This window comes from Williamsia sp. Y712, from assembly GCF_059445525.1.
Genome location: NZ_JCAIUN010000001.1, coordinates 2,605,023 through 2,623,005 on the forward strand (window position 1 = coordinate 2,605,023; position 17,983 = coordinate 2,623,005).

The following is a 17,983-nucleotide window of genomic DNA, read 5'->3' on the forward strand; positions in this document are numbered from 1 at the left end:
ATCCTGCTTTCAGTTGTATTCACCAGTTGTCTTGGCGTGCAGCGGCATTCGGTGTCGGGAACCATTTTTCGACGATCAGGCTCCCGTCGTTGGTCCTGTCGATCACCAAGATGCTGTCGCCGCGAGCGATGTCGACCGACGACGTCGCGACAAATAGTTGGCTTGCGCCACTCACGTTGAGGACGACCTCACCATATCCACCGGCCTCGATGGAGAGGTGCACGGTGCCGAGCTTGCCGACCATCGGTTCCACGGGCGTCGGGCCTTTGGGGCTCAGCGGTTCTTGCGCAATTTGAAGAGCTTGATGCCGTTGGCAATCGCGACGACGGGCCAGCAGATGATGGCCACCCACACGCTGAGGCTGTGGTCGTCGTTGACGATGTCGTAGATCGCCAGGGCGGTCAAGAGAATCGAGACGATCAAGACGATCACAAGGAGGTTTTTGGTGAGCGAGGCGCTCTTCGCCGAATCAGTGGTGGGCACGGGTCGAATATAGCCGGGGGGGTCACGTCATTCGATGTGAATTGTCGCGGTGACCGTGACGTCGGTATTCAGCGAATTGGCGATATAGCACTCGTGATGGGCCTGCTCGACAAGGGCCAGAACGTGATCGGGGTCCGTGCCAGGCGCCACCCGGATGGTGGGAGAGAGATCAATCGTGCTGATGCGGATCGGTGTGTCGGCATCGTCCATTGCCGCGGACGCATCGTCCTCGTAGCCGAGAACGTCGATTCCGGCGCGAGCGGCAACGGCAAGGAACGACAGCAACTGACATGAACTCGCTGCCAGCACAACAAGTTGTTCGGGGTTCATCAACTGCTCGCTGCCCCGGAAATGCGGGTCGGCGCTCAGCCCGATCTCGTCGAGCGCCGGCGGCGTCACGCCCCGGTGATCCCGCGAATATGTGCGATACCCGCTGCCGGTCGAACCTTGCCAGACGAGATGCGATGAATACGTGTGAGTCGCCATAAGGCACCGTAACTTCTGACCGCCCAACGAAGGTGGTTGTGTTGTGGTCGTGGAGAACATTGTGGGAGGCCAGGTCGACAAGCTCGGGCTCTGGGAGAAGCGCACAGAGTGGCCTTTGGCAATGGTTGCGGTGATTTTCCTTGTCGCCTATTCGATGCAGGTACTGGCCCGCCCGGAAGGGATTGCCGAACGCGCGCTGTCGGCGGTGGTCGCGGTGACGTGGCTGGCATTCGCCGTGGACTATGTTTGCCGACTGCTGTTGGCCACGCAGCGGTTTCGATGGTTCTGCCGGCACCTCATCGACCTCGCGATCGTCGCATTGCCCATCCTGCGGCCGCTGCGACTCCTGCGCCTGGTCATCTTGATCGGTGTGTTCCAGAAGGTGGTGGGAGGTGTCATCCGAGGACGGGTGATCATTTACACGGTGGCCAGTGCGATCCTGCTCATCTATGTTGCTTCGCTGGCGATTCTGGAAGCCGAGCGACCTCATGCCGAAGCAGGAATTCGGTCATTCGGCGAGGCGCTGTGGTGGTCGATCACCACTGTGACGACAGTCGGATATGGGGACTATGCGCCGGTTTCGGCAACGGGCCGAGTCATCGCGGGACTCTTGATGATCGGAGGGATCAGCCTGATCGGTGTGGTCACCGCTACGTTGGCATCCTGGATCGTGCAGCGGGTTGCAGAGGAGGACACGGCCAACCAGGCGGCAACCGCTGCGCATATCGATCTGCTCCGGAGTGAAGTCGCAGAGCTCAAGGTGATGCTGGCGGCAGCGATTCCTGTGCCGTTGCCGGGTAGCGGCGCGGCAGCCGGTCAGAACGCTGATCAGGCGTTGCGATAACGCTCGGCGGTCTTGAGGTGGAAGTCTGCAACGATGCGGCATTCGGTGCGCAATTCGGCGGGGGAGATGATGGTGAAGTCGGCGTCGAATGCGTACAGCCAGCGGGCAATCGACGTCAGGGATTTACCGAAGAGCGATACCTCGCAGCTGTTGACATCACCTGACTCGACTTCGCCCCAGGCGGAATCGACCATCTCCGCAACCTGTTCGAGTGGACTGTGGATTCGCACCCGGGCAGTGGACTGGCGGTACACCGACCCGATGCTGGCGGCGATGAACGCCGCAGCACCACCTTCGGGGAGTTCGCGTGGGGTGAAGCGGGGGCCGGTCGGGATCTTCGGGGTGAGGCGATCGACGCGGAATGAGCGCCAGTCGTCGCGTCCGAGGTCCCAGGCCAGTAGATACCAGCGTAATCCGCTGCGCACCAACCGATATGGTTCCACCTCGCGCCGGGTCTCGGCACCGTCGCGGGCGCGGTAGTCGAAACGCAGGCGTTCGTGACGATGGCAGACCGCCGCAACGTCGGACAGGACGGTCGCCTCGACCTGGGACACGTGCGCCCGCATCGGGGTGGCATCGATCTGGAGGGAATCGAGCCGGTGACGAAGCCGAGATGGCATCACCTGCCGCAACTTCGACATCGCCCGCGCTCCGGCTTCGTCGAGCCCGGTGACCGACGCCGTGGCACCGGCTCCGAGCCCGAGCGCCACCGCCAGGACCTCTTGGTCGTCGAGGAGCAGCGGAGGCATCTCGGCGCCGGCGCCGAGTTGGTAGCCGCCGCCGACACCCACCGTGCCGTCCACCGGATAGCCGAGTTCGCGGAGTCGGTCGATGTCCCGACGGACGGTACGGGTGGTGATGTTCAGGCGTTCGGCCAGATCTGCACCCGACCATTCTTTGCGGGTCTGCAACAGGCTCAGTAGGCGGAGCAGTCGCGCTGACGTGTCCAACATGCTTTTCACCATGCCAGATATTGCGGACTGATTCTGTCCTCATTGCGTCGTAACTTCATGTCAACGCAGTTCACGGGCAACCTTCTGGAGGGACATGATGACAATCAGCACCGGTAAGACGGCGCCGGCGATCGAGGTCGCGGCACTGACCAAGACATTCAAACAGGGGAAGAACACTGTTGAGGCGGTCAAGGGAATCGACCTGACCGTGGCCGAAGGGGAGCTGCTGGCCCTACTCGGTCCGAACGGGGCGGGAAAATCTACGACCCTACGCATGATCACCACGCTGCTGCGGCCGACCTCGGGTTCGGCCTGGCTTGCCGGTCACAACATCGCCGACGACCCGGACGCCGTCCGGCGCCAGATCGGTTACGTCGGCCAGGGCAACGGCGGGGGCAACAACCAGCGCGTCCGTGAAGAACTCGTGACCCAGGGGCTGTGCTACGGCTTGAAGAAGTCCGAAAGTGCCGCCCGTGCAGATGAATTGATCGGCGCTCTCGATCTGAGCGGCATGGAGAGCAGGAAAGTCAGCACGCTCTCGGGTGGGCAACGTCGGCGCCTCGATATCGCCCTCGGAATAGTTCATCGGCCGCCGGTGATCTTCCTCGACGAACCGACCACCGGGATGGATCCGCAGAGCCGAGCCAACCTGTGGACGCACATCCAACGACTGCGCGCCGAGACCGGAGCCACCATCGTGCTGACCACGCACTACCTCGAAGAAGCCGACACGATGGCCGAACGGGTGGTCGTCATCGACAAGGGCACCGTGATCGCCGACGACTCCGCGGCAGCACTGAAAGACAAACTGTCCGGCGACCGCATCGAGTTCACCGTGGACTCGACCGCCGACGCCGACGAATTGGCCCGCCTGGCAACAAGTTTTGACCAGACCCGGGGCGCCACGGTTGACGCACTGACCGTGGGACTGCAGGTGGAGGGGGCCGACGTGATGTTGCCGAAGTTGATCGCCGCGGCCACCGAGCGGGCGATCACCATTCGAACGGCTCAGGCGACCCGTCCGACGCTCGATGACGTCTTCCTGTCACTCACCGGGCGCAGCCTGCGCGAATCCGCAGCCGCCTGATCCACTGCATCCAAGGAGAATTCAGATGACAACAAACATCGTCCGAGACAGTTCGATCGTCCTGGTTCGCGAGCTACGTCCCACCATCCGTGACCCGTTCACGGTGATCTTCAGCCTGGTGCAACCGTTGATTCTGCTGGCACTGTTCGGCCCGCTCCTCAAAGGTGTTCCGGGCGCGGCAGATTCGGGCAACGTCTGGAATTGGTTCATCCCGGGTGTACTTGCGATGATCGCGATCTTCGGAACCTCGATGACCGGAGCCAACCTGCTCGATGAGATGCACAGCGGTAGTCATGAACGGATGCTCGTGACCCCGCTGAGCCGCAGTTCGCTGCTGCTCGGCCGCGCTCTCAAAGAGATGGTCCCGCTGGCGGCGCAGGCAGTGGTCATCCTCTTGATCGGATTGCCGCTGGGCTTCGACATCAACATCGGGGGAGCGGTGATCGGGATCGGAATCCTGGCCGTCTTCGGTGTCGGACTGGGGTCGTTGTCGTACAGCTTGGCGCTGGCTGTCCGCGACCAGGATTGGGTGTTCTGGACCGTGCAGCAGACCCTGATGTTCCCGCTGCTGATCCTGTCGGGAACGATGTTGCCGCTCGACGACGCACCCGGATGGATGCGGTTTCTGGTCAACATCAATCCGTTGCACTACGTCGTCGAAGCCGAACGGGCGCTCTTTGTCGGCGACTTCGATTTCTCGGTGATCGGTGCCGGCGCACTGGCCGCGATCTTGATGGCGTGCGGCGGTCTGGCCGTGGGCATTCGGGCGATGGGCGCGGCCTCCCGAGCCTGACCCCGCCCTCCGAAACTGTGCCCTTTTGGCGAACAAAACCCCAGGTGGGATACGCCAAAAGGGCACACTTTCGGGGTGGGTCAGGTAAGGATGTTTGCGGCCTTGGCGGCGCGGAGCCAGTCGGGGAACTCGGAGAGCAGCCGCTGGTAGAGCTCGTCGTCGGAGACCTTGTCGATGTCGTCGAGGGCGAAGAACCCGGCGTTGTCGACCACACGGCCGTCCATCTCATCGAGCTGTTCGAGTACGCCGTAGTTCGCCTTGCCGATGCCGACGAACTGCCAGAAGACAGGGACGTTGGACGCCGCCCGCATCAAATCGCTGATCGGGCCTTTCTTACGGAATCCGCCGTCGGTGAAGAACAGGACCAGCACCGGATACCCCGGAGTCACCGAACCGAGGATTTCGTTCATGATCGGCAGCTCGTCGTTGGTGGCACCGATCTCGTCGTAGTCGAACCCGCCGTGCTTGCCGTAGATGTGGAGGTACTCGCCGGTCCAGGCTTCGATGTTGCCGACGCTGATGTCCGGCACCCGGACGAAGGACTTGGCGTACATGTACGGCTCGCGCTGTCCGTCGTCGTCGATCTGGGTGGCCACGGCCAACATTCGCTCGACAACGCGGTGAATCACTTTTTTGGAGTACTGCTTGGCCATGCTCCCGGTCTTGTCGATGACGATGACAACCCGAGCGCGCACACCGGTGGCGTTCTTGGAGAGCAGAACCTTGTGGACTTCACGCTTGCGCATATCGAGGCGCTGACGCTTTTCGAGGGAGAGTTTCTCCTCTCCCGCAACATTTCTCACTTCTGGTTCGGTCGGTGGGGGTGTGGCCGGGGTGTCGTCGACGCTCACCCCGTGCTCGCGGACGAGGTCGGCGAATCCGCGGTCCCATCCGGCGCTGACGTTCCGGATCTTCCATTGACCGCTGCGCCGGTAGACCTCGCCGAGTACGGCCGCACGCTCGGTCGTGAGTCCGCTGGCCGGCAGTTCCACCGTGACGCCGGAACCACTGACGGCGACGGCGAGGCCGGGCAGCGAGGCCAGGCCCGCGGTGAAACCCTCATCGCAGGCGACCGCAATGGCGATGGTGTCGATGTCGGTGGGGATTCGCGAGAGGTCGATCGAGAGTGTGGCGGTCCCGGACAGGACAACTGCGCCTTCCGGGGAGGTCGGCTGGTTGAAGAAGATGAAGTCGTTGTCGGTGCGAGTCTTGTGATTGCCTGCCAATTGGAAGGCCATCACATCGACCATGCCGGGTTGGGCTCCAGAGACCTCAACCGTCAAAGGACCGGTATCGATGGGAGTGTTGGCGCCACGCGTCAGGGAAACCATCGGCCTATTATCTACAGCCCCGGTAGGTCCGCGCGGGACGCAGACTTCAGGCGGCGGGTAGGCCTGCGAGCGGCTGCGCCGTGCGGGCCATGCCGTACTGAGTGCTCCAGGGGTATTCGCCGGTGGCGTCAGGCCACACCAACTGCCACGCCGACACCTCGCCGTACACCGCGTGCGCGACTCTGAGGTCGCTCGTGGTGAGTGCTTCGATCACCATCAGGTCGAGATCGTCCGCGATGAATCCGGAGAGGCGTTCACCCGCAGTGAGTTTGCCCCCCGCCAGCGCGATCCGATGGCCGACGGTGTTGAGGATCGACCCGGCGATACCCGGCTCGAGTCCGTACACGATCAACTCGGGATGACCGAGCGAGGTCAGTCCTGTGGTGTACGCGTGCGACGGAAAGCCTGCCCCGGGGTTGGCTCGGACCGCGGTGACGGTCCAATACCGCTTGGCGATGGCGCGATGGGCAAAGTCGACGGGATCGGACTGCACGTGCATCGTGGCCTCCTGTGTCGGTGGGTGTGTGGCGGCGATCTTCGGAGCCGATCGCGTATGCGGAGCACCCTAATACCCGGCTCCGACAATCGAATCGACAAAGCAGTCAGCCCGCTACGCCACCGACCGATAGAGTTCGGCGGATGCGTGATGTGGCGGTGGTGGTCGGTGTCCTCGCGCTGATCAACGTGCTTGCCCACTTCACGTTCGACCATGCGATTACTTTGTTTGTCCCACTCGGAGCACTCGGCTTGCTCGTCTACGCCCGGTGGCGGGGATATGGCTGGAATGAGTTGGGACTGGCTCGCAGTCAACACCGCAAGGGACTCACATGGGCTGCGGCGATCCTGATCCCCGTTGCGGTCATCGCGATCGGGGGCGCGCTGCTGCCGTGGACCCGGTCCCTGTACTTGTCAGATCACTACGACACCGTGTCGGTGGCGCTGTGGGGTGCGTTTGTGATCATTCCGCTGCAGACGGTGATCCCCGAAGAACTTCTCTTCCGGGGTGTGCTCAACGCGACCCTGGTGCGGGTCGCGCCGGTGTGGGTCGTCTATTTCGCCGGTGCGGGGTTGTTCGGGCTCTGGCACGTCTCGTCGTCCCTCGGTTTGACCGAAGGCAACGGAGGTCTGACCGACCTGCTCGGATCGGGGGTGATGGCGAAGATCGCCGGAGTGGTGGGAGCGGTCATCGTCACGGGTGTGTCCGGGTTGATCTTCATCTGGCTGCGACGACGAAGCGACAGCCTGTTGGCGCCGATCGCTTTTCACTGGGCGGTCAACGGCACCGGTGCACTCGGTGCGGCGTTGGCGTGGCATCTGGCGGGGTGAAGCTCTCACCGATAACCACGAAAGCCGGAACCAGCATTGTGCTCAATTAGGGGCCGGACTGCCCGCGGGTGCGCAATCTGTACAGCGCTGTGCGTTTCGTGGCTGTTGGCAAAGTCGTTCGGGCGGTTGACTTGTAGGTGGAACATTCGAGAATTGAAGGAGAAACCATGGCGCCCCGCGTTAAACTCGTCCCCGATCTTGACAGCCTGTCTCCTGAGGCCAAGCAGGTCCTGGACGACTACGCCAAGAAGACAGGCGGCGAGTATTTCCAGATCGCGCAGACAGTCGATCACCCCTTTCGAGAGAAGGGAAGCGATGCGCATCACGAGTGGGTGAGTCAGTTCATCCGCGTCCTCGGGCTGAGCCCCGGCCTGCTGAAGGCATGGCTCGACAAGGACTGGTACATCGTTCGCGAGAGCCTGGTCTCGAAGAAGGACCCGCAACTGGCCGAGTTGGTCGGCCTCGTCGTCGCGTTTGCCTTGGAGTGCCCGTACTGCATCGCATGGCATTCAGCGGCGTCACGGTTCGAAGGCGCCGAAGAGAGCTTGGTCGCCAAGATTCACACTTACGACGAGAATCGGGATGCATTCGAAGAGCGCGTCCTTGCGGTCTTCGACTACTCGCGCAAGATTGCTCTGCATGCGTTCAAAGTGACCGATGAGGAAGTCGACAACCTGCGTCGCTGGTACTCCGATCCAGAGATCGCCGAGCTGACCGAGCTTGCCGCCCACATGTCCGCGCTGTCGAAGTTCTTCTCGGCACTTGACGTAGAGATCTGGTGACCATGGCCATCGCAATTCTGGTGACCTTCTCCAGCGTCGCCGAACCAGAAGAACTCGGCGCCATCGCCGATGACTTTGCCGGGGCCCTTGGCGGCGTCGATGGACTGCTGAGTAAGACATGGCTCGAAATCGAGGGCGGCAGTGGAGGTTTCTACATCTTCCGGGATGACGCCGCAGTGGACGCCTATTTGACCGGCCCTCTGGTGGCTCAGCTCCGGGCTCATCCGAAGTTCTCGGACTTCAATGTTCAGCGGTTCGGTATTGACGAAAAACTCAGCAACCGCACGAATGGATTGCCGAAGCTCTGACCCTGTAATATCCGAGCTGCCGGCGGCGAGACACCGTCGTCGGCAGTTCCGGTGTTTGTTACTGCGCCAGAACCTCTTTCGGGTATCTCCCAAAGGCGCTGCGGAACTCGGACGCAAAGCGTCCGGGATTGTGGTGACCCCACCGTGTCGCGACGGTGGCCACTGTGGTGCTCTCGAGGTCGGCCGCCGCCAGCTCGTCGTACGCGCGCTGGAGTCGGATCTTCCGCACATATTCCATCGGCGTCATATCCCGGTGACGTCTGAATGCCACCTGTAGCGCTCGTGAACTCAAGCCGACCGACAGTGCGATGTCTCGCAGCGTGAGTGGATCTCCGGCATGCTCCTCGATGTACGAGACGGCGCGGTCGACCGGTGGGCACGAGATGAACGGCACGCGTTCATCGCCCAAAACTCGAATCGCGGCTGGAAAGGCGTCGAGCAATGCCGATGCTCTGGCCCGCGCAAGGTGAAACTCGGTGAGCGTGGGCAGCCTGCTGTCCACGAAGACTCCGGTCTGCGCAGCCATCACTGCAACCATGCGACCCCACGTCTCGATTGCCGGTCCGGACGGTTGCAGTTGCAATGAGAAGTCGAGACAGACCTTTTCGGCCGAGAGCCCACAGGACTCGGCGGCCACTTCGCGAGCCAGATCTCGGTGTATTACGACCTTGTACACAACGCTGTTCTTGCTCCAGTGCGTCCGGTAACGCTTACCCGCGTCGAGTACAACCGGCAGGAGGGGGTTGGAGACAACACCAACTGAATCGGCACTCACACCGATTCGGCCGGCGAGCGGATGGATGACCACGATGTGGTTGTCGTTCGGCTCGGGACGTAGATCAACGGCTGCCCCGCCGTAGGTCATCCTGTGCACCTGGACGCCGGGCATTGAGGTTGCTTGCGCTTTGGCGAGGAAGTCGACCACTCCATCGGGGAGTTCCATCCGGTGAGGTCCCAACGACTCGGTCAGGTGCTGGTGAACTTTGTCCGGGTCACAGGATTCGAAAGTCCGCGACGACGTATGTGCATGAACGGGATCTGCGTGAGCCTGCGAGAAGCCGAGTACAGCAGTCATGCCTCACCTTCAGACGTAGAACGACGATCCATGCGAAATCTACTGAGCCCTGCGTCAACGGTCGAGAGTTGAGATCGACCAGATTTGAACCCGCACTTGGTTCGTGGAATGCGGGTGGCTGTGGGTCAGTGCGCGACGCTGCCCGGTCCGCTGACGATCCGGGCCTCTTCGGGATACCGCCGTGCGAACACGTCCGGAAGGGCGCGCGTACGGCTCTTCCAGGTGTTCTCGCCGTAGGTCGGGTACAACGGATTTGCCGGATCCTGTTCGACGCCGCGGGCCTTGGCGGCGGGCTCGGCCGGTAGGTCGATGGTGGGTATCACCGCGTCGAGTGCGGGGCTGAAGAAGTAGGGGATCGACAGTCGCTCGGCGGCGCCAGGCGGGGGCAGAACGCGATATTTGGCAGGGGCCGTCATCGTCACGGGTGTGTCCGGGGTTTTCCGGGAGCTGGATCGGCGCCATTGCAGTCGGAGAATTACCCGAGAGGTAATCGACGTGACTACCTGCCTGTCGCCACACTCGAACACATACCCGACGAGACAGGAAGCCCACCATGAGCGAGAGTTACGCGGTCGCCATCCTCACCGACGTCTCCATGGGAGACGACATCACCGAATACCTTCGGCGTATCGACAGCACCCTGGCGCCATTTGACGGTCGATTCATCATCCACGGCAGCAAACCGAACGTCGTCGAAGGAACATGGACAGGGGACCTCATCGTGGTCCGGTTCCCGACGTCGGATGGCGCTGCGCGTTGGTACGACTCGGATGCCTATCAGGCCATTGCCCCGCTGCGCGTGAACAATTCCCGCGGGACCGTCGCGACTTTCGAAGGTGTCGATCCGGACCACCGGGCAACCGACATTCTCGAGAACTGAGCCGGGGGATCGGCGACGTCGGGGGTCAGTGCCCGAGGCGGTCTCGTCCCCCGGCGATCCGGGCCTCGTCCGGATACCAGCGTGCATACACGTCCGGATGGGCGCGGGTTCGGCTTTTCCAGGTGTTCGCGCCGTATGTCGAATAGAGCGGATTGGCCGGATCCTGTTCGACGCCGCGGGCATTGGCTGCGAGTTCGTCAGGCAGGTCGACCGTGGGTATCACCGCGTCGAGGGCGGGGCTGAAAAAGTACGGAATCGATAGGCGCTCGCCCGCACCGGGTGGTGTGAGGACCCGATGTCTGGTCGCCCGCAGGTAGCCGTGGGTGGCCACTTCCAGCATCTCGCCGATGTTGACGACAAATGCGCCGGGCAGGGGTGGTGCGTCGATCCAGCTCCCGTCAGAGGTCTCGACCTGCAACCCCGAGGAACCCTCTTCGAGTAGGAGTAAGGTCAGCACTCCCGAATCCTTGTGTGCCCCAACACCTTGGTCGCCGGCTACCGCCGCAGCAGGCCGGGCCGGATAGCGCACCAGTTTGATCAGCGTGGCCGGGGCGTGCGCAAACGTGTCGTCGAACAGGTGCGGGTCGGCGGAGAGTCCGGCGGCCCAATTGCGCAGCAGTCGGAGCGACACCCGTGACATGGCGGCGTCGTAATCGGTGATCGCCGAACGTAATTCGGGCAATGCTGCGGGCCACTGATTGGGCCCCTGTAGACGCATGTAGCCCATTGCGTGATCAAGCGGGTCCCGGTCGGGGCCGATGTCGATCTGCTCACGCCAGTCGACTTCGCCATTGGTGAACTCGCCACCGAGGCGGTTGTAGCCGCGGAAGTGGCGACTGTTGATCATGGCGATCGACAGTTTGTCCTCGTCGGGGAGGGCGAAGAAGGCGTGGGCGGCGGTCTGGACCCGACTGATGAGCTGCGGGTCGACCCCGTGGCCGACGAGGTAGAAGAAACCGACCTCGTGGGTGACGGAACGAAGTTGTTGCCGGCCTTCGGGGGTGTCGAGTTCGGCCAGATCGATCACGGGAAGCACATCGACAACGGTAGTCCGTCGCGCAATTCTCGCCCACCGCCGACGTACTAGATCGAGAGGTCACCCGGCACGGGGTCGCGCAGCACCTTGCCTGCGGCGGCGAACTCACGGACCCGGGCGTTGTCCCAGACCTGCGCAGGCACACCGCCGCCGAGGAGTGCGCGGGTCAGCGCGGGGGACCGGCCGATTTCGGTGTCGCTGCCTGCGATCACGATGTTGCCGTAGCGCCGCCCCTTGAGCATGGCGGGATCGGCGATGATCACCATGTGCTCGAAGACGGTGCCCATGGTCGCGGCCTCGGCCCTCGCCAGGGTCAGGTCGCGGGTGTCTCCGCAGTTCACGACGTAGATACCGCCGGGAGCCAACACCCGTCGCACCTGCGTCACGAATTCCAGGGTGGTCAGCGCGGTCGGCGTCACCACTCCGGAGAACACGTCCCGGATGATCAGATCGCGGGTCGTGTCGGTGAGAGACTCGGTGACCTCGCGCGCGTCACCCGCTCGCAGCCGCAGAAGTGGCGCACGCGGCAGGTTGAACCACTCGCGGACCAGTTCGGTGAGCCGCTTGTCGATGTCGACGGCCACCTGCCGGGCTTCGGGGTAGGTGGCGGCCAGGTAGCGGGCCATCGAACACGCACCGGCACCCAGGTGCAGCGCACGCAACCGCTCGGTGGTGGGCCAATGATCACCGATCAGTTCGGCCATCCACTGCATGTACTCGAAGTCGAGCATCGTCGGATCGGCCAGGTTGATATGCGAGCTCTGCGCACCGTTGACGGTGATCATCCAGCCGTCGGTCAGGTGATCGCGGACGAGTTCACAGGTGCCCGTGTCGATGGGGTAGATGCCCGGCTGCGGCCCCTCGCTCTCGCGGGCCGGGGCGGACTTGCGGGACCCGGTCTTGCCGACCTGGGCACCCTTGCGCGATTTGGCCATCGACGTCAGTACACGTCACGTAGATAACGCTTTTCGCGTTTGAGGGTGTTCACGAAGTCCTCGGCGGCGTCGGTGTCGAGACCACCGTGCTCGGCGACCACATCGTGCAGCGCGGCGTCGACGTCCTTGGCCATCTGCGACGCGTCGCCGCAGACGTAGAGGTACGCACCCTCCGAGAGCCAACGGAACAACTCATCGCCGTTCTCGCGCATCCGGTCCTGGACGTAGATCTTGTGTTCCTGGTCGCGGGAGAATGCGAGGTCGAGGCGCGTGAGGACGCCGTCGCGTTGGAACTGGACGATTTCGTCCTCGTACATGAAATCGGTGGCGCGATGATGGTCACCGAAGAACAACCAGTTGCGGCCGCGCGCGCCGCGGGCCTTGCGCTCGTAGAGGAACGACCGGAACGGCGCCACGCCGGTGCCGGGTCCGATCATGATCACCGGTACCGAGTCATCGGTCGGCAAACGGAACGACTTGTTCTTCGAGAGGAAGACGCCCGCGGTTCCGCCTGCGCTGATCCGGTCGGCCAGGTACGTCGAGCACTGTCCGCGTCGATCGCGTTCGGCGCTGCGGTGTCGCACCGCCGCAACGGTCAGATGGACCATGCCGCGATGGGTCAGTGGACTCGACGAGATCGAGTACACGCGGTGGGCGAGCGGGCGCAACAGTTCGATGAGTTCGGTGGCGGAGATCTGCAGTGTCGGTTCGAGGTCGAGGAGATCGAGGACGTCCTTGCCCCACAGCCAGCCCTCGAGCGATTCGCGGTCTTCCGTCGACAGAATGTGGACGAGTTCGGCGTCGCCGGAGTGATCAGCCATGTGGTTGATCAGCTCGCGCGTCGGTAGCGAGATCTCGTACTCGTGGGAGAGCAGGTCGATGAGTCTCGACTCACCGGCTCGGGTGGTGATCATCTCGTCGGGATCGGCGCCGATGCGTTCGATCAGTGCGGCCACCAACGCCGGATCGTTGACCGGCTTGATGCCGAGGCCATCGCCGGCTTCGTAGTCGATGTCGCTGTCACCGAGATCGAAGACCACGTGACGGACATCTTTGCGAGAGTCGGATCCGCGGAGGGGACGGTTCGCGACAAGCGTCGCGCCGTACGGGTTCTTACGGGTCCAGGGGGAGCGTTTCGGTTTGTCCGCCCTTGGTAGAGCGGGGGTTTCGGTGGTGGCGGTCACAGCGTGCAAAATCTCCGGTGCATCAGTTGTCGTATCGAGTTCACGTAGCGCGATCAGAGCGCGGGCGAGTACATCCTCGCGGGTCGCGACGGTGGTTCCGGACGCCGATCCGGTGTCGTAGCCGGCAAGGAAGCCGGACAACCACAGCCGCTCGTCTCCGGTGAACTCGGCGTCATCGGGCAGGTTGGAAGTTTTCATGGCCTGGCTGTGCTCTCCGAAGTCTGCGCGTACGTGTTCACTGCGTCGGGCACCGCTGCTCCGTTGAAGCGGCACCAGACTGGCTAAGGGTACCCTCAGCTGGTGTTGGCGGCCGATCGCGTGGATCTAGGATGTGGCCGGTGAAGTCATCAGGAGTGCACCGGAGCACGGGGTTGGCGATCGGCTATCTACTCGATCGTAGGTTCGGTGATCCGCGGCGATTGCATCCGGTGGCCGGGATGGGGATATCGGCGGGCAAGCTCGAACAACTCCTGTATCGCGATTCACGGTCGGCCGGAGCGGCCTTCACCGCGGTCTGTGTGGGTACTGCGCTGGGTGCCGGAATCGTCGGACAACGCTGCGGTGTGGTCGGAGTTGCCTTGGCCACGTGGGTTGCGCTGGGCGGATCGTCGTTGGCGGCCGTCGGCGACCGGTTGGCCGATGAGCTGGAAGCCGGTCACATCGACACTGCCCGTGGGCTCATCCCGAGCCTGTGCGGCCGCGATCCGAACAGCCTCGACGAAGCTGGGATGGCACGCGCGGCCGTGGAATCAGTGGCAGAGAACACATCTGATGCGGCGGTCGCGCCACTGCTGTGGGGCGCCGTGGCGGGCGTTCCCGGACTGCTGGCCTACCGGATGATCAACACCCTCGACGCGATGGTCGGGTACCGCAACGAGCGGTACGAGAACTTCGGGTGGGCCAGCGCCCGGCTCGACGACGTCGCGAACTATCTGCCTGCGCGTGTGACCGCTGCGCTGGTGATTGCCACCGGGCCGAATCGGCGACGTGCGGTGGCTGCGGTCCGGCGTGATGCCCGAGCGCATCCCAGCCCGAATGCAGGGGTGGTCGAGGCCTCGTTCGCCGGGGCGCTCGGTGTGTCGATCGGTGGGCGGACCGTCTATCGCCATCGGATCGAGGATCGGCCCGTACTCGGCCAGGGCCCGGCGCCCGCCGCGATGGACGTCCGTCGGACAGCGCAGCTGTCGCGGCTCGTACAGGTGGGAGCGTTAGCGACCGTAGCGATCGGACAGCTTGTCGCTGCCGTCCTGGTCGGCCGTCGGACCCGAACCGACCACCCCACCGCGAACCTCTGAACCGGCGCCACCGGTCGATGACGCGGCCAGCGCATCGCGGGTCTGCCGTCCGCGTTCGCGGGGCTTCTTCGGGATCGTTCCTTCTTTGGCGGCGCGGCGTTGCTTGTACTCCGACCAGGCGAAGTAGCCCAACCCCAGTGGGGCCATCACACCGAACGCGATCCACTGCAAGCCGTACGACAGGTAGGGGCCCGAATCGAGTTGGGGCAGACCCATGGCTCCGAGGCCGCCGGGTTGCCCCTCGTCGAGTTGGAGGTATCCGTTTGTCAGCGGGAGATCGACGACGGTGCTCAGGACCGTCGGATCGATGGAATACACCTGCAGGGCACCGGCTTCGACGCGTGGCTCGCGCCCGGGACTGGTGCCCTCGGCGGAACGGATCCGCGCCTCCACCGTGACCTCGTCGGTCGGCGGCGGAGTGATCGGTGGCAGGGCCGTGCCCTGTACGGGCGTCACATATCCACGATTGACGAGGTAGGTGGCACCGTCGGTGCTCCGTAGCGGTGTGAGCACCTCGTAGGCGGGGGACCCGTCGATGTGGCGCAACCGGACGACGGCCTGCTGCTCCGGTAGGTAGGTGCCGGTCACCGCCACCTTGCGCCACTCCGAATCCTTGACCGGCTGTCCATCGTTGTACAGATCGGCGATCGGCACGGGGTCCGTGGTCTCGGCTTTGCGGAGCAGGTCGTTCTGATGTTCGGTATTGGAGTTCTTGCCCAACTGCCAGGGCGCGAGAAGCCAGAAGCACGCCACCGCAAAAGCGACCACAACTACGGCGAGCAGAAGCCAGCCGGGCCGAAGGAAACTACGGAGGATGCGCACCCCTATACGGTACCGAGCTGCTCGATGTGGCCCCCGACTCCCCATACCCGGCTTCGAACCCTGCCGACCGACCTCGGCCTGGCTACTCTTGGCGAGGTTGGCGTGCGGACGGTCCGTCACGTCTTGGGGAGGCTCAAATGCGCGATCTGGTCTGTCGTAAATGTGGACAAAAGTTGTCCTTCGAGAACACGTTGTGCTTGAGCTGCAATAGCCCGCTGGGGTTTCATCTGCCGTCGCGCACCATGTACACACTCGACGAGGACGCCACCACCGAGACCGACGGCGAGGCCCTCGTCCGGTGTGCCAACTTCAAGCTGATCTCGTGCAACTGGTTGGTACCCCCGGTGGAGCCGGGTGCGAGCACACCTGACGGAGAGCCGAATCCGTCGACGCTGTGCGAATCGTGCCGCCTGACGCGGACCCGTCCGGCGGACGAGGACAGCGACGCGATCACGGCCTTCGGCATCGCCGAGACCGACAAACGACGCGTTATCCTCGAGCTCAGTGAGCTGGGCCTGCCCATCGAAGGCCGCGATGTCGATCCGCAGACCGGGCTGGCCTTCGAACTGCTCTCGAGCGCCAAGACGCCGGTGATCACCGGTCATGCCGACGGGGTGATCACCCTGGATCTCGCCGAGGGCGACGACGTACACCGCGAACAGTTGCGGGTGTCGATGGACGAGCCCTACCGGACCCTGATCGGGCACTTCCGCCACGAGATCGGGCACTACTACCAAATGGTGCTGGTCGGGACCGGTGAGCACCGACCGCGGTTCGAGGAGCTCTTCGGCAACCCCGACGACGACTACCAGGCAGCGCTCGATCGGCACTACAGCCAGGGCCCGCCCGACGACTGGAAGCAGGATTACGTCTCGTCCTACGCGACGATGCATCCGGCCGAGGACTGGGCCGAGACCTTTGCGCACTATCTCCACATCCGCGACACCCTCGACACCGCGGCCGCGTTTGCGATGGCACCTGCGGGAGCGACACTCGACAGCGTGCTGGTGGGGGATGTGGGATTCGACCAGATCATCGATCTGTGGCTACCGCTGACCTGGGCGCTGAATCAGATCAACCGGTCGATGGGTCACCATGATCTGTATCCGTTCGTGCTGCCCGCGAAGGTGCTCGAGAAGATGCGGTTCATCCACGGACTGATCGCGCCTGCCGCTCTCTGATCTCGAAAGCGTCTGATCCGGATCGGCCTGATCTCTAGACGCGGCTGCGTACCCAATCGAGGAGTCCGGGCATCGCGGCCTCGATCTGGGTCCGCACCACCCGGAAGTCGTCGTCGCTGCCGTAGTACGGATCAGCGACGTCGACGTCATCGGCGTCGGGATCGAAGCTGCGCAGCAACCGGGTCCGGTCACCGGCCCCCAGCTTGCGCAGGGCTTCGGCGTGGCTGGTGTCCAGCGCGATCAGCAGGTCGGCGCCGAGGTGTTCGGGGCCCACCTTTGCTGCGGTGTGTTCGTCGTCGTAGCCTGCCGACGTGAGTTCGGTGCGAGCGCGGGCATCGGCCGGCTCGCCGACGTGCCAGCCGCCGGTGCCCGCACTGGTCACGCGTACCTTGTCGTCCAGACCTGCGTCTTCGAGTGCTCGTCGAAAGATGTTCTGCGCCATCGGTGAACGGCAGATGTTGCCGGTGCAGACAAAGGTGACATGCAGTGGTTCAGCCATGGATCAGCTTTCTCAGTTGGGCCACCGAGTCCACCGTCCAGGCGGCGTCGGCCCCCTCATCGCCAACGGAGTAACCCCAGTCCACGAAGATCGCCGGGATCCCGAACTGCGCCGAGCCGTGGACGTCGTGGGACCGGTCGCCGATCATGACCACCGGGTGGGTGGCGACATCGGTGATCCCGAGCGAGCTCAGAGCGTGGGCGATCACGTCGGACTTGCTCCGCCGACTGCCGTCGTTCGATGCCCCGGCGATGTACTCGAAATACGAGGCGAGGCCGAAATGCTCGAGGATCGCCCGGGCGGTGTCCTGGTTCTTGGAGGTCGCCACGGCCATCCGGCGACCGGACAGTGCCAGATCGGCCAGCAGGTCGGCCATGCCGTCGAAGACCGAGTTCTCCAGCCAGCCGGTCTCGACGTAACGCTCCCGATAGGCGGTCATCGCGGTCTCGACATCGGCGTCATCGAGATCCATGTCCCGCAGGCTGTCGATCATGGGCGGTCCGGCCAGTCCGGCGACCAGCGCCGGATCGGGCTCGGGTGCTCCGACCGCGGCGAGCGCATGCCGGAAACTCTTCTCGATGCCGTCGAACGAATCGGTGATCGTGCCATCGAGGTCGAACAGCAGAATGGTCGCAGGATCGGCCGGGTCCGGAAGGTCAGGCCTGTTGCTCAAACTCACCACT

At 63.7% G+C, this 17,983-nt stretch carries 22 protein-coding genes and 1 pseudogene; 9 read left to right on the top strand and 14 right to left on the bottom strand.

The genetic code is table 11. From position 1 onward, the window contains the following. Positions 1-19: 19 nt before the first annotated feature. From AC1D75_RS11920 to AC1D75_RS11930, 3 genes are read right to left on the bottom strand one after another with little or no spacing between them, the layout of a single operon-like run. Positions 20-244, bottom strand: a complete 225-nt coding sequence (locus AC1D75_RS11920) for an NfeD C-terminal domain-containing protein (RefSeq protein ID WP_495516058.1) — start codon at positions 242-244, stop codon at positions 20-22. A 29-nt stretch (positions 245-273) separates the two neighbouring features. Further along, complete coding sequence (locus AC1D75_RS11925; protein WP_495515409.1) at positions 274-483, bottom strand: hypothetical protein; 210 nt, start codon at positions 481-483, stop codon at positions 274-276. A 27-nt stretch (positions 484-510) separates the two neighbouring features. Continuing rightward, the gene (locus AC1D75_RS11930) at positions 511-969 is read right to left on the bottom strand and encodes an OsmC family protein (RefSeq protein ID WP_495515410.1); all 459 of its coding nucleotides are present in this window, start codon (positions 967-969) and stop codon (positions 511-513) included. Positions 970-1,090: 121 nt separating this feature from the next. Here AC1D75_RS11930 and AC1D75_RS11935 point away from each other — a divergent pair, with 121 nt between their 5' ends. Next, positions 1,091-1,813: a potassium channel family protein gene (locus tag AC1D75_RS11935; RefSeq protein ID WP_495516059.1), complete on the top strand. Its 723-nt coding sequence runs from the start codon at positions 1,091-1,093 to the stop codon at positions 1,811-1,813. Here the strand turns inward: AC1D75_RS11935 and AC1D75_RS11940 are convergent. Continuing rightward, complete coding sequence (locus tag AC1D75_RS11940) at positions 1,798-2,766, bottom strand: helix-turn-helix transcriptional regulator (RefSeq protein ID WP_495515411.1); 969 nt, start codon at positions 2,764-2,766, stop codon at positions 1,798-1,800. The two genes, AC1D75_RS11935 and AC1D75_RS11940, sit on opposite strands and share 16 nt — an antisense overlap. A gap of 94 nt (positions 2,767-2,860) precedes the next feature. Between AC1D75_RS11940 and AC1D75_RS11945 the strand changes: the two genes are divergently transcribed. Next, positions 2,861-3,853, top strand: coding sequence for an ABC transporter ATP-binding protein (locus AC1D75_RS11945; protein ID WP_495515412.1), 993 nt, complete (start codon positions 2,861-2,863; stop codon positions 3,851-3,853). Positions 3,854-3,878: 25 nt separating this feature from the next. Continuing rightward, complete coding sequence (locus tag AC1D75_RS11950; RefSeq protein WP_495515413.1) at positions 3,879-4,646, top strand: ABC transporter permease; 768 nt, start codon at positions 3,879-3,881, stop codon at positions 4,644-4,646. Positions 4,647-4,726: 80 nt separating this feature from the next. On the opposite strand, the gene AC1D75_RS11955 is transcribed toward AC1D75_RS11950, so the two are convergent. Then, the gene (locus tag AC1D75_RS11955) at positions 4,727-5,977 is read right to left on the bottom strand and encodes a vWA domain-containing protein (RefSeq protein WP_495515414.1); all 1,251 of its coding nucleotides are present in this window, start codon (positions 5,975-5,977) and stop codon (positions 4,727-4,729) included. A gap of 46 nt (positions 5,978-6,023) precedes the next feature. Further along, entirely contained in the window at positions 6,024-6,476 is a 453-nt protein-coding gene (locus AC1D75_RS11960) for a DUF4262 domain-containing protein (protein WP_495515415.1), read from the bottom strand. Between the two features lie 140 nt (positions 6,477-6,616). On the opposite strand from AC1D75_RS11960, the gene AC1D75_RS11965 reads away from it, so the two are divergent. The 3 genes from AC1D75_RS11965 (at position 6,617) to AC1D75_RS11975 (ending at position 8,393) form a co-directional block, all read left to right on the top strand. Further along, on the top strand, positions 6,617-7,303 hold the full coding sequence (locus tag AC1D75_RS11965; protein WP_495515416.1) for a CPBP family intramembrane glutamic endopeptidase: 687 nt from the start codon (positions 6,617-6,619) through the stop codon (positions 7,301-7,303). A gap of 167 nt (positions 7,304-7,470) precedes the next feature. Continuing rightward, positions 7,471-8,085 (top strand): carboxymuconolactone decarboxylase family protein, encoded by a 615-nt coding sequence (locus AC1D75_RS11970; protein ID WP_495515417.1) that lies wholly within the window; start codon positions 7,471-7,473, stop codon positions 8,083-8,085. A gap of 2 nt (positions 8,086-8,087) precedes the next feature. Then, complete coding sequence (locus AC1D75_RS11975; RefSeq protein WP_495515418.1) at positions 8,088-8,393, top strand: YdhR family protein; 306 nt, start codon at positions 8,088-8,090, stop codon at positions 8,391-8,393. Between the two features lie 58 nt (positions 8,394-8,451). Here AC1D75_RS11975 and AC1D75_RS11980 read toward each other — a convergent pair whose 3' ends face one another. Together AC1D75_RS11980 and AC1D75_RS11985 are read right to left on the bottom strand one after the other, a co-directional pair. Beyond that, positions 8,452-9,468, bottom strand: a complete 1,017-nt coding sequence (locus tag AC1D75_RS11980) for an AraC family transcriptional regulator (RefSeq protein WP_495515419.1) — start codon at positions 9,466-9,468, stop codon at positions 8,452-8,454. Positions 9,469-9,593: 125 nt separating this feature from the next. Continuing rightward, positions 9,594-9,869: pseudogene (locus AC1D75_RS11985) on the bottom strand (isopenicillin N synthase family oxygenase); the annotation flags it as partial. Positions 9,870-10,021: 152 nt separating this feature from the next. On the opposite strand from AC1D75_RS11985, the gene AC1D75_RS11990 reads away from it, so the two are divergent. Further along, positions 10,022-10,348: a DUF1330 domain-containing protein gene (locus AC1D75_RS11990; RefSeq protein WP_495515420.1), complete on the top strand. Its 327-nt coding sequence runs from the start codon at positions 10,022-10,024 to the stop codon at positions 10,346-10,348. 25 nt (positions 10,349-10,373) lie between these two features. On the opposite strand, the gene AC1D75_RS11995 is transcribed toward AC1D75_RS11990, so the two are convergent. The 3 genes from AC1D75_RS11995 to AC1D75_RS12005 are packed head-to-tail and all read right to left on the bottom strand — an operon-like array spanning position 10,374 to position 13,701. Continuing rightward, positions 10,374-11,384 carry an isopenicillin N synthase family dioxygenase gene (locus tag AC1D75_RS11995; protein ID WP_495515421.1) on the bottom strand — a complete coding sequence of 337 codons (1,011 nt, stop codon included), beginning with the start codon at positions 11,382-11,384 and terminating at the stop codon, positions 10,374-10,376. A 47-nt stretch (positions 11,385-11,431) separates the two neighbouring features. Continuing rightward, positions 11,432-12,319 (bottom strand): spermidine synthase, encoded by an 888-nt coding sequence (locus tag AC1D75_RS12000; RefSeq protein WP_495515422.1) that lies wholly within the window; start codon positions 12,317-12,319, stop codon positions 11,432-11,434. 5 nt (positions 12,320-12,324) lie between these two features. After that, positions 12,325-13,701: a sulfite reductase subunit alpha gene (locus tag AC1D75_RS12005; RefSeq protein ID WP_495515423.1), complete on the bottom strand. Its 1,377-nt coding sequence runs from the start codon at positions 13,699-13,701 to the stop codon at positions 12,325-12,327. A 131-nt stretch (positions 13,702-13,832) separates the two neighbouring features. Here AC1D75_RS12005 and AC1D75_RS12010 point away from each other — a divergent pair, with 131 nt between their 5' ends. Next, a complete protein-coding gene (locus AC1D75_RS12010; RefSeq protein ID WP_495515424.1) occupies positions 13,833-14,798 on the top strand; it encodes a cobalamin biosynthesis protein in 966 nt (321 codons plus the stop codon). Here AC1D75_RS12010 and AC1D75_RS12015 read toward each other — a convergent pair. After that, a complete protein-coding gene (locus AC1D75_RS12015; RefSeq protein WP_495515425.1) occupies positions 14,712-15,620 on the bottom strand; it encodes an SURF1 family cytochrome oxidase biogenesis protein in 909 nt (302 codons plus the stop codon). The genes AC1D75_RS12010 and AC1D75_RS12015 overlap by 87 nt on opposite strands. A 137-nt stretch (positions 15,621-15,757) precedes the next feature. Between AC1D75_RS12015 and AC1D75_RS12020 the strand changes: the two genes are divergently transcribed. Further along, positions 15,758-16,801 carry a zinc-binding metallopeptidase family protein gene (locus AC1D75_RS12020; protein ID WP_495515426.1) on the top strand — a complete coding sequence of 348 codons (1,044 nt, stop codon included), beginning with the start codon at positions 15,758-15,760 and terminating at the stop codon, positions 16,799-16,801. A 34-nt stretch (positions 16,802-16,835) separates the two neighbouring features. On the opposite strand, the gene AC1D75_RS12025 is transcribed toward AC1D75_RS12020, so the two are convergent. Both AC1D75_RS12025 and AC1D75_RS12030 read right to left on the bottom strand, forming a co-directional pair. Beyond that, positions 16,836-17,300, bottom strand: coding sequence for a low molecular weight protein-tyrosine-phosphatase (locus AC1D75_RS12025; RefSeq protein ID WP_495515427.1), 465 nt, complete (start codon positions 17,298-17,300; stop codon positions 16,836-16,838). Beyond that, the gene (locus tag AC1D75_RS12030; protein WP_495515428.1) at positions 17,293-17,979 is read right to left on the bottom strand and encodes an HAD-IA family hydrolase; all 687 of its coding nucleotides are present in this window, start codon (positions 17,977-17,979) and stop codon (positions 17,293-17,295) included. The genes AC1D75_RS12025 and AC1D75_RS12030 overlap by 8 nt, the downstream gene beginning before the upstream one ends. Between the last annotated feature and the right edge of the window lie 4 nt (positions 17,980-17,983).

Bases quoted from the DNA above. Each gene is read 5' to 3' on its own strand.
- AC1D75_RS11920 (WP_495516058.1), bottom strand. From the start codon at position 244: ATGGTCGGCAAGCTCGGCACCGTGCACCTCTCCATCGAGGCCGGTGGA.
- AC1D75_RS11930 (WP_495515410.1), bottom strand. From the start codon at position 969: ATGGCGACTCACACGTATTCATCGCATCTCGTCTGGCAAGGTTCGACC.
- AC1D75_RS11935 (WP_495516059.1), top strand. From the start codon at position 1,091: ATGGTTGCGGTGATTTTCCTTGTCGCCTATTCGATGCAGGTACTGGCC.
- AC1D75_RS11940 (WP_495515411.1), bottom strand. From the start codon at position 2,766: ATGTTGGACACGTCAGCGCGACTGCTCCGCCTACTGAGCCTGTTGCAG.
- AC1D75_RS11945 (WP_495515412.1), top strand. From the start codon at position 2,861: ATGATGACAATCAGCACCGGTAAGACGGCGCCGGCGATCGAGGTCGCG.
- AC1D75_RS11950 (WP_495515413.1), top strand. From the start codon at position 3,879: ATGACAACAAACATCGTCCGAGACAGTTCGATCGTCCTGGTTCGCGAG.
- AC1D75_RS11955 (WP_495515414.1), bottom strand. From the start codon at position 5,977: ATGGTTTCCCTGACGCGTGGCGCCAACACTCCCATCGATACCGGTCCT.
- AC1D75_RS11960 (WP_495515415.1), bottom strand. From the start codon at position 6,476: ATGCACGTGCAGTCCGATCCCGTCGACTTTGCCCATCGCGCCATCGCC.
- AC1D75_RS11965 (WP_495515416.1), top strand. From the start codon at position 6,617: ATGCGTGATGTGGCGGTGGTGGTCGGTGTCCTCGCGCTGATCAACGTG.
- AC1D75_RS11970 (WP_495515417.1), top strand. From the start codon at position 7,471: ATGGCGCCCCGCGTTAAACTCGTCCCCGATCTTGACAGCCTGTCTCCT.
- AC1D75_RS11975 (WP_495515418.1), top strand. From the start codon at position 8,088: ATGGCCATCGCAATTCTGGTGACCTTCTCCAGCGTCGCCGAACCAGAA.
- AC1D75_RS11980 (WP_495515419.1), bottom strand. From the start codon at position 9,468: ATGACTGCTGTACTCGGCTTCTCGCAGGCTCACGCAGATCCCGTTCAT.
- AC1D75_RS11990 (WP_495515420.1), top strand. From the start codon at position 10,022: ATGAGCGAGAGTTACGCGGTCGCCATCCTCACCGACGTCTCCATGGGA.
- AC1D75_RS12000 (WP_495515422.1), bottom strand. From the start codon at position 12,319: ATGGCCAAATCGCGCAAGGGTGCCCAGGTCGGCAAGACCGGGTCCCGC.
- AC1D75_RS12005 (WP_495515423.1), bottom strand. From the start codon at position 13,701: ATGAAAACTTCCAACCTGCCCGATGACGCCGAGTTCACCGGAGACGAG.
- AC1D75_RS12010 (WP_495515424.1), top strand. From the start codon at position 13,833: ATGTGGCCGGTGAAGTCATCAGGAGTGCACCGGAGCACGGGGTTGGCG.
- AC1D75_RS12020 (WP_495515426.1), top strand. From the start codon at position 15,758: ATGCGCGATCTGGTCTGTCGTAAATGTGGACAAAAGTTGTCCTTCGAG.
- AC1D75_RS12025 (WP_495515427.1), bottom strand. From the start codon at position 17,300: ATGGCTGAACCACTGCATGTCACCTTTGTCTGCACCGGCAACATCTGC.